This window comes from Phormidium pseudopriestleyi FRX01, assembly GCF_017313335.1.
In the GTDB taxonomy this organism is placed as follows: Bacteria; Cyanobacteriota; Cyanobacteriia; order Cyanobacteriales; family Laspinemataceae; genus Laspinema; species Laspinema pseudopriestleyi.
In genome coordinates this window covers 1-10,064 of sequence record NZ_JAFLQW010000291.1, presented here as the reverse complement: position 1 = coordinate 10,064, position 10,064 = coordinate 1, and the positions used below count along the sequence as shown (strand labels likewise).

7 protein-coding genes are annotated in these 10,064 nt (G+C 47.2%); 3 read left to right on the top strand and 4 right to left on the bottom strand.

Features of this window, described 5'->3' with window-relative positions; genetic code table 11:
• Positions 1-1,018: 1,018 nt before the first annotated feature.
• Complete coding sequence (locus J0895_RS10955; RefSeq protein WP_207088133.1) at positions 1,019-3,487, top strand: ATP-dependent Clp protease ATP-binding subunit; 2,469 nt, start codon at positions 1,019-1,021, stop codon at positions 3,485-3,487.
• Positions 3,488-3,622: 135 nt separating this feature from the next.
• Here J0895_RS10955 and J0895_RS10950 read toward each other — a convergent pair whose 3' ends face one another.
• Complete coding sequence (locus tag J0895_RS10950) at positions 3,623-4,231, bottom strand: CPP1-like family protein (protein ID WP_207088132.1); 609 nt, start codon at positions 4,229-4,231, stop codon at positions 3,623-3,625.
• A 710-nt stretch (positions 4,232-4,941) separates the two neighbouring features.
• Here J0895_RS10950 and J0895_RS10945 point away from each other — a divergent pair.
• Positions 4,942-5,697: an SDR family NAD(P)-dependent oxidoreductase gene (locus tag J0895_RS10945; protein ID WP_207088131.1), complete on the top strand. Its 756-nt coding sequence runs from the start codon at positions 4,942-4,944 to the stop codon at positions 5,695-5,697.
• A gap of 45 nt (positions 5,698-5,742) precedes the next feature.
• Here J0895_RS10945 and J0895_RS10940 read toward each other — a convergent pair whose 3' ends face one another.
• From J0895_RS10940 to pgeF, 3 genes are all read right to left on the bottom strand, one after another.
• Positions 5,743-6,423 carry a retron system putative HNH endonuclease gene (locus J0895_RS10940; RefSeq protein WP_207088130.1) on the bottom strand — a complete coding sequence of 227 codons (681 nt, stop codon included), beginning with the start codon at positions 6,421-6,423 and terminating at the stop codon, positions 5,743-5,745.
• Positions 6,410-7,747 (bottom strand): AAA family ATPase, encoded by a 1,338-nt coding sequence (locus J0895_RS10935; protein ID WP_207088129.1) that lies wholly within the window; start codon positions 7,745-7,747, stop codon positions 6,410-6,412. The genes J0895_RS10940 and J0895_RS10935 overlap by 14 nt, the downstream gene beginning before the upstream one ends.
• Positions 7,748-8,021: 274 nt before the next feature.
• The gene (gene pgeF / locus J0895_RS10930; RefSeq protein WP_207088128.1) at positions 8,022-8,810 is read right to left on the bottom strand and encodes a peptidoglycan editing factor PgeF; all 789 of its coding nucleotides are present in this window, start codon (positions 8,808-8,810) and stop codon (positions 8,022-8,024) included.
• Positions 8,811-8,967: 157 nt separating this feature from the next.
• Between pgeF and J0895_RS10925 the strand changes: the two genes are divergently transcribed.
• A complete protein-coding gene (locus J0895_RS10925; RefSeq protein ID WP_207088127.1) occupies positions 8,968-9,864 on the top strand; it encodes a biotin--[acetyl-CoA-carboxylase] ligase in 897 nt (298 codons plus the stop codon).
• Positions 9,865-10,064: the final 200 nt, after the last annotated feature.

Genomic DNA, 10,064 nt, shown 5'->3' with positions numbered 1-10,064 from the left:
GCAACTACTGTCCCAGCAATTGTTACCATCACATCAGGTTACACGGGCAATTGACCAATATTAACCGCCATTTTATGGAGTCCTCCTGGATTGATATTGTTTTCTACTCCTTTTGATAATATCACAGGATTATGACCCAAAAATGACCATATTATCTGAGAGTTTTTTCATCCCAAGTCGTCAGAGGGTTTGACCCGACTCCATCCAGCATTTGGTGGAATTGAAGAGCGTTTATCCTGGCATCAAAACCCTTTCAAAATTGATTTAATTTATCCGTATAACTACGGAATTTACGAACAAAAAAAGAGCGCTTTTATCCAATCGCTTCGATAAACGGCGATCGCCATTGCGTAATCTTGCGTAAAAAAAGGACGATCGCTCCCCCGCCATCATCGGACCGATCCCGAGCATCCTTAATAGCGCCTCTTGCAGAAATTTTTCCTAGAGACAGGGATCAATATGCTCCCCCCATCAGGGCATCACACCCGGATCCAAGGACCAATGACAAACAACAAATGACAAATGACGAATCAAGGGCCATCCCCCTAACCGTCCCTCGGAGGCGATCGCCCCCAATTCCAGAACACCAAAACTTTTGCCTAATCTAAAAGCGGTGGCACGAAAAGGAAGACTTTTGCTATGCTAAAGGTCAAAGTACCAAAGGGATGGCGGGAATTGACCCAAAGCCAATTGGCTTCGGCCTTCAAAACCTCCTTCCGATCCCCTTCCGAATCCCCTTCAATCTCAGGAGTCGAGAGTTAACCGTTGCCATACCCAAACGCACAGTATAACTCAAAACTCGGAACTAGGGCAAATCCTCTAGGACATAGAGAGCGAGGGTTCAGAAATGGTGGAATGCTTCTGAAGGTGCTATTCAAACCCTAACTGTGGAGAAATTACCAAGGACTTGAGCCACTGAAAAGAATACTCTTGAAGGGCGAGGTGCTTGTCGTTTGATCTCAGTTAGGGTAGAAAGCAGGTTCTTACGCGCCAAATGTGTCGGTAAAGGGATTAAGCCATGTTTGAACGCTTCACAGAAAAAGCTATTAAAGTGATTATGCTGGCTCAGGAGGAAGCACGCCGCCTGGGACATAACTTCGTGGGTACCGAACAGATCCTCCTGGGTCTCATCGGAGAAGGTACCGGAGTAGCAGCAAAAGTGCTCAAGTCAATGGGGGTTAATCTCAAAGATGCCCGCATTGAAGTCGAAAAAATTATTGGTCGCGGTTCCGGTTTCGTGGCAGTGGAAATTCCGTTTACGCCTAGAGCCAAGCGGGTTCTGGAGCTTTCACTAGAAGAAGCGCGTCAACTGGGCCATAACTACATCGGCACCGAACACCTGTTACTGGGATTGATTCGCGAAGGCGAAGGAGTGGCAGCTAGGGTCTTAGAAAACCTAGGGGTTGACCTCTCGAAAGTCCGGACTCAAGTGATTAGGATGCTGGGGGAAACCGCTGAGGTGACCTCTGGAGCCAGCAACGCCCGGACCAAGACTCCTACTCTGGATGAATTTGGGGCGAATTTGACCCAAATGGCAGCGGAAGGGAAATTGGATCCGGTGGTGGGGCGTCAGAAAGAAATTGAACGGGTGATCCAGATTCTGGGTCGCCGGACTAAAAATAACCCGGTGCTGATCGGGGAACCGGGGGTCGGTAAAACGGCGATCGCCGAAGGATTGGCTCAACGGATTGCCAATAACGACGTGCCGGATATCCTGGAAGAAAAGCGTGTCGTCACCTTAGATATTGGGTTACTGGTTGCCGGAACCAAATATCGGGGTGAATTTGAAGAACGCCTGAAGAAAATTATGGATGAAATCCGCTCGGCGCGGAACGTCATCCTGGTGATTGATGAAGTGCATACCCTGATTGGGGCTGGTGCAGCCGAAGGGGCGATCGATGCCGCAAACATCCTCAAACCAGCATTGGCACGGGGTGAATTGCAATGTATCGGGGCGACCACCTTAGATGAGTATCGCAAGCATATCGAGCGGGATGCGGCCTTAGAACGCCGTTTCCAGCCGGTGATGGTGGGCGAACCGACGGTGGATGAAACCATTGAGATTCTGTTTGGTTTGCGCGAGCGCTACGAGCAACACCATAAACTGAAAATCTCCGATGAAGCCCTGGAAGCAGCAGCCAAACTGTCCGATCGCTACATCAGCGATCGCTTCCTACCCGATAAGGCGATCGACCTGGTAGATGAAGCCGGTTCACGAGTCCGGTTGATTAACTCCCAACTGCCTCCTGCGGCGAAAGAACTGGATAAAGAACTGCGGCAAGTGCTCAAAGACAAAGACGACGCCGTGCGTTCCCAGGACTTTGACCGCGCCGGAGAACTGCGCGATCGCGAAATGGAGATCAAAGCCGAAATCCGCTCGATCGCCAATACCAAAAAAACCGGCGTCAGCGACACCGAACTCTCCCCCGTCGTCACCGAAGAAGACATCGCCCAAATCGTCGCCAGTTGGACCGGCGTTCCGGTGAACAAACTCACCGAATCCGAATCCGAGAAACTGATGCACATGGAAGACACCCTCCATCAGCGTCTCATCGGTCAAGAAGAAGCCGTCAAAGCCGTCTCCCGCGCCATTCGTCGCGCCCGGGTCGGCCTGAAAAACCCCAACCGCCCGATCGCCAGCTTTATCTTCTCCGGTCCTACCGGCGTTGGTAAAACCGAACTGACCAAAGCCCTAGCGTCCTACTTCTTCGGTGCCGAAGAAGCCATGATTCGCTTGGATATGTCCGAGTACATGGAACGCCACACGGTGTCCAAACTCATCGGTTCTCCTCCGGGTTACGTCGGCTATAACGAAGGTGGACAACTCACTGAAGCCGTTCGTCGTCGTCCCTACACCGTGGTTCTTTTCGATGAAATCGAAAAAGCCCACCCCGATGTCTTCAATATGCTCCTGCAAATCCTTGAAGACGGACGCCTGACCGATGCCAAAGGTCGCACGGTAGACTTCAAAAATACCTTGCTGATCATGACCTCTAATATTGGGTCAAAGGTCATTGAAAAAGGTGGCGGTGGACTCGGATTTGAATTCTCAGAAAACCAGGCCGATGCACAGTACAACCGCATTCGCAACTTGGTCAACGAAGAACTCAAAAACTACTTCCGTCCTGAATTCCTCAACCGTCTGGATGAGATTATCGTCTTCCGTCAGTTGGTCAAGGACGAAGTGAAACTCATCTCGGAAATTATGCTGAAAGAAGTCTTCAGCCGTTTAACCGAGAAAGGAATTACCTTACAAGTCACCGATCGCTTTAAAGAACGGTTGATTGAAGAAGGCTACAATCCGGCTTATGGTGCGCGTCCTCTGCGCCGTGCCATTATGCGTCTGTTAGAAGATGTTTTAGCCGAGGAAATCCTCTCCGGTCGGGTTAAAGAAGGCGAGACTGCGATCGTAGACATCGGAGAAGAAGGTCAAGTGATTGTCCGACCCGGTGAACAGCGTGAACTCCTACCCCAAGCTGCGGAATAGGTAAAGGCTGGACCCAGTAGCAGTCCCCTCCATCGGGGGTTAGATGACTGCTACTGAGCGCTTCTCAAAGTCTCAAAAAAAGGGTAGAGAATTAACTCTCTACCCTTTTTTATTTCGGGATTAATAGTGAGCAGATTACCGTAAAAAACTACTAACCAACCACAATACAAAAAAGGTAAAACTAGCCGCTAAACCATCAGCAGGAAACAGCACACCCACACTGGTTAACCAAGTGCCTAGGGGCGCACCAATCAGTAATCCCCCTAGCAAGGCAATCACGGTGATCACCAAAGCACGTCCGAATTTCTTTTCTTTACGATTGAGAAAATAAAAGCCGACGCCAACACCCACCGCTAATGCTAAAGGTGCAGAAGCCGGTTGCAATAAACTCAGAAGACTCAAGGCAAAAAACCCACCAGCCGGCCATACAATATCAGACCGAGATGGCGTATCTAAGAATCCTTGTAACCAGGCTGGAGCCTCTTTTGTCGGAGTTGGGGGTGCACTCGGCATCGTGCGGACTTCCCGTTCAGCAAAGCGAATTCGTTCTGGGACTTTAATTTTGCCCTCTTGACGCTGCCGTAGACGCTGCATCAGAATTTCATCATAAGCCGCTTCAATGAGATCAACTTGTTTGCGATCGCCACTATGGAGTTCGCTCATGCGACTACGGGCTTCTTGGATTTCTTCAAACGAAGCGTTTTCTGAGACTCCTAACTGTTCGTAGCAACTTAATTCGCTCATCTGATTTTTTTTCCACCTCTTATTTAAACTACCATTAACGGTCACCTGTCCACAAGTCCCTAGATTTAATCATCCGGACAAAGGTCAAGCTACTTAAAATTAAGACTTGTAGACCCTATCATGATTATATTTTTTCCGAGATTGCGTGGCAAAATCGGGGATGAACTGGGGCGTTGCAAACAGTCCCTCTGTCAAATTGAGTCATCATCGAAAAATTGGTGTTCCCTTGGACTAATTACCAGAATAACGCGACAGCTTTCGCATCTTTAACTGAGGCGATCGCTTCAATTGGGTTGACAATCCACCCAAAGGTCTCTCAACTCTAACTCAAACCCTCAGATATTGGTCGTTACTCTTTAGTTTATCTTGCCAATCTCTCTAGGGGGAGATCCGTTCCTGTTCTCCCATTGCACTCCTGAACCGCCATACTGCGATCAAAAATTCTAGATGAGTCAGGGGTCATGCCGTCTCAAAGCGAGTTCAGAGTCCAGATCCTAGATTGTCAAGACATTCGGATATATTCCCCCCATCCGCCTTCCCAGGGCCACCCTACGTCCTGAATGCCTGAGTCAGTCACCCTCCATCAAAAGAAGGAGCCTTCTGGATAAAAACTAGAGGCTGTCAAACCCCTATTTTGTCCCACAGCGAGAATAAATTTTTCCGACGAGTTGCGGTTCAATATTAATAATACCCATCTAGTGAGCTTAACTATGAATCAATCCCAGAAAGCTTTTATCATTGGTGCCAGTCAAGGAATCGGACTCGGGTTTGTGAAAAAATGCTTAGAAAACTCCAGTATTTCTACTTTGTTTGCCAGCTATCGCCATCCTGAATCTGCTGCCGAATTATTAACCCTGAGTCGCCAACATCGCGATCGGCTAATTTGCCTAATAATGGATATCACCGACGAAGCGCAAATTCAAGAGGCGACTGGGCAAATTCAGCAGCACACCGACTCCCTACATTTCGTCATCAACTGCGTCGGACTGTTACATGATTCCACCCTGCAACCCGAAAAAAGTTTGCGGCAAATCAACCCCGAAAACTTAATGCGGTACTTTCAAGTTAATAGCATCGGTCCCGCCTTATTAGCCAAACACTTACTTCCCCTATTTCAACATAATCAGCGCAGTATTTTCGCCACCATTTCCGCCAAAGTTGGCAGTATCGGCGACAATAAAATCGGCGGTTGGTATGGATATCGTGCCTCAAAAGCCGCCTTAAATATGCTCATGCGAACCGTGGCGATCGAATACCCCCGCAAAGGTGCAAAGGCGATCGTCATCACCCTCCATCCCGGCACCACCAACACCCGCTTATCCAAACCCTTCCAGCGCAACGTTTCCCCCGAAAAATTATTCTCCATAGAAAAAACTGTCTCTCAACTCTGGACTGTCTTAGAGAACTTAGAAGAAACCGATACAGGAGAATTTTTCTCCTGGGATGGAACACGCTTGCCTTGGTAAGGTTAGACACTGTTGATTTGATATCCTAGAAAAAGTGATAATTTATTACTTAATATATCGGGGTAAAAGTTGTTCAAAAACAAAGCAAAATTCCTGAAAATTCCCCCTTGAATTTGGCTTGCCAATGATGGCTAATAGTGCTTTAGCTTCTCGCTGACTTAGCTCCTTCGTTTTGCGTTTACTGCTAAAACCAAAGAAACCCACAATTGCTCGATAGCGTCTATCTTGTAACCTTTTTGCATTTAATTGTAGGATATCAATCGTTGTATTGGCAGCATTGTCATTCTCCTGCGCGGGAGACACTTTCCCACGCCATCCATATATAAATCTTCTTTCACAATCTTCTTGACAGGGTGAAACAAATTGTTCCTCATTCCACCATCCTCCTTTGATAGGCGCACCATAACCATGAGAGACATCCCCACCATCTTGTGGGAAGCAAGCGACCATATTGCGGTATTCAACATCCTCTAAATAGGAATTTCCTGGATTGGGGACTTTTCTACAAACTGTTTGAGGCTTAATATGTTCAATATGAGAATCTTCCTCGGATATGCTTACCCCCGTATAGGCACAAAGAAATCCCTGTTCTCTTAACAGATAATTTTTAAAAATCGTATATGGTTCTTTCCCTTGAAGTGCAGCATAACTACAGTCTAGCCCTTCATTTTCCTTAAGCCACTCTAAAAATTCTCTTGGCGGATGGGTTTTTCTAATCCTTTTCATATTCTTGTAAGAGTTCGAGTCTATCTAAAAATGAAGTGGCTTCTTGCAGTTCAGGAAAATCCCCCACTTTTTGAGTGAGGGCTTGAATCAGTTCTCTAGCTTGGGAATAGTTTTCGTTATTAATTGTATCAAATATTTGGTCTAAATCTTGTTCAATTTTAATATCCCTGGCTGAGGCTCCCATCAAATTTTGTAAAATCCATGAGCTATCCATCCCTAACCCTTGCTTAGGGGTAATGGTACAGATTTTACCTGCATTATCTTCATAGAGAATACGCAGGCTTTCGGGTTCAATTTGACCAATGACTTGGGGGGAATGGGTAGTGCAAACAAATTGAATAGAAGGGAAGGTTGTTTTGAGGTCATTGACTACACGCCGCTGCCATTTAGGGTGTAGATGGACATCAATCTCATCAATGAGGACTAACCCCGGTGTTTGTTGCAGAATATGGGGTATAATTTCGGGATTGTGGTCAACGACTTCGGGCAAGAATTTAGTATTTTGGTTGACGACTTTGATGGCAATATCAGCAATCAGAGCAACCATCATTTTTTGCCCTGCACTGAGATTGCTGAAGGGGATGGGTTGATGTTGCAAAGAAACGACGATTTCGGCCCGATCGCCATCAAACCATAGGTCATTTGCTCCCGGAATACAGCGTAAAATTGCCCACTTCACCACATCATAGCTCGGGCGCATTTTTCCGCTGCGTTGGAGAGAGGCGATCGCCTCTTTCTGAAACCAAGTTTGCAAGTCCGCGAGTCTAATCCGTTCTTCAAAGCAATCATAAAAAGCATCCCATCTGCGGGAAATCCCTTGCTCCAATTTAGCAGTTTTACGATTAGCGTTAGAAGGCAGCCAAGTTCGACCCGCTCCATAATAACCTATCACGGGGAACCAAATCTTTTCTCCTAATTGGTCTCTTTCAAAGAGACTGCTAATAAAATCAATGATTTCTTTAGATTCTGTATTCGAGGTTCGAGAACCGTTTAAATTGATTCTTCTACACCATTCATAGGGAAAACCGTCAACATATCCTCTAGCTTTAATTTCAACAGGTTTATGTTCAATAAATTGGGTTACTCCGGCTGTTTCCACAGATTCTAACCGAATCTCACTGGGTAAAATATTCCGTTTACTGTTGGAGAGAGTGCTATCCGGTGGATTAACCAACCATACCCCCGCCGCAATAGCTAAAGCATCCAACAGACTGGTTTTACCAGTCCCGTTGTCGCCAATTAATAGGGTAAATTGGTGATGTAGTTGGAGACTATAGTCTGAGAATTTTTTAAAGTTATGAATGACCAGGTTATCAATTCTCATTTCAGGGTGAATTGTTGATTTTTAATCTAAAATTATAGCATATATTAGACACTTTCAATTCTATCATTAAAAAATAGGATTGTCTCGCACTCTTACTTAATGTCGAGTAGGTCGATTCGCGAGCAAACACTCCTGCTCATCTCTGTAAGGGCGATTTTATTTTTCGCCCCTACAGTTAGGGTTACCTCTCCCAATCTGCGTCAGTTATGGGATAGTTTTTGCTACGAGGTTGTCGAGTCAAATCCAAGGCAACAAGTCAAAATAAGTGACTGAATTACCGAGAGACAATTCCTGACCATTGTACTTTTTTTTGCCCATTTCGACGATAGGAAAAGAAGTTTTCGGGGTCTTGATAGGTGCAATGGGAGGAAATGGCGACTTGTTCGGAAGTTATTCCCATTTTCTCTAACTGTAACTCAATGGTTCGTCGGACATCTAACCGGGCTTTTCCGGGTTCGGAATCAGGTAATATGGGAGAATTGGGCCATCCTTGAACGGTTTTTACAATGTCATCCGGATTGTCTAAATCAACGAGACTGGCACAGGTTTGGATAGCAACTTCAGTGTTAACTTGATACACTTCTCCGGAAATGGCGGGCCCGATCGCCACTCGTAATTGCTCCAACTGACTCCCTTCGTTCACCATTTCAGCGATCGCCACTGCCACGATATTTGCCGCAGTCCCTCGCCATCCTGAATGCAACGCCGCCACCTGTCCCGTTTGCATATCCCCAATCAACACCGGCGAACAATCTGCACTACAAACCCAGATTGCTTCCTGGGACCCTGCACTGAGCAACCCATCCGCCTCCGGTTTCGGTGGCGCATCCTCTTGTAACTCTTCTTCTCGAACCTGGGGGGTCAAATTCTCGGTACTCAACACCGTATTTCCATGCACCTGTTTGACTCGATACACCGATGCCGTGGGTTGTAACACCTCCACCAACTCAATAGGCGATCGCGGCCAAAATTGCTGAGTAAAAAAGCCATGAGGCCAGGGTTCCAGTAAACTACAAGTCAAATAGGGCAGTCCGTTCCAATTCCGCCAGTGCCAAGTATGCATCTTTGGTTTAAAGATAAATAATTCATCAAGGAATGATTCAGGGGAGGAGCGACAGCCTCAGACTACAATCCCAACTGGAAAAAATCCCAAAATTTTTCAGTGTGAATTCGCATTTTATGCTACCTTAGTCCTCGGACTCTTTACCCGAACCGCTCTTGTGGGCCTGAATCAAGACTGCATAGAAAATTTTCTGCGGTGTCTGCGATCGCAGCACCCCGTCAATCCTGGAATGACTGACGGGGGTTTCGCCTCATTACCGTCCTTGTCCCCGTCATCCCTGGACTTTTCTATTCAAATCTTCGATCAAGTCTCCTCTACCAATGAAACCCTCTGGACCCTGGTTGCCGACGGTGCACCCCCAGGAACGGTGGTCATCGCCACCCGTCAAACTGCGGGAAAAGGACAGCGGGGACGTCAGTGGGAATCATCACCTGGGGGTCTTTATCTGTCTGTGGCCCTAGCCCCAAACCTGAATGCCCGGGATGCACTGCTGCTGACCCTCTGTAGCGCCTGGGGACTCGCAACTACCTTCCGCGCCTACAATATCCCAGTCAGCCTAAAATGGCCCAATGATCTGATTCTGGAGGGCTACAAATTGGGGGGTATCCTCACGGAAACCAAAATCCATCAGGGACAAATTACCAAAGCTGTTGTCGGAGTGGGCATTAATTGGTCCAACCCTGTCCCCGAAACCGGGATTAACTTGCAAACCTTCCTAGGCGATCGCCCTCATCCTGAGATAACATCTCTGGAAATGTTGGCGGCCCTAACCCTCTGGGCAGTCGCCTCGGGATATCAAACCTTTGCTCACCAAGGAGTAGGGACTTTGCTGCCATCTTACCAAAACCTGATGGTTGGCATCGGTCAACCCCTTGTTGTCGAAGGTTCGACAGGGGTTGTCCTAGGCATCAGCAATACCGGAGAACTGCGCGTTCGTCTGAACGAATCGTTGCGATCGGATCCTAACTCTCCTTTCACAGGTGCTTCTACTCCAGAAGAAATTGAGTTGATGCCCGGTACAATTAACCAGGGGTATCCCATTCTCAGGGCCTAACTGCGCGGTGTTTGCTGTGTAGAACCCTGCTTTGAAACCGTTAATCCTTCTAGGAATCTATAGCGAAGAGCGAATTAAATTGACACTCTCAGATCTAAAGAGACTGAGATTCTGCGGACAGAACAGCTTTAGGCAAAACCCAAAGTCTTATTCTCGCTACGGTCGTCAAAGACCGTCTACCCAGTTGGTTTAGGTCAATG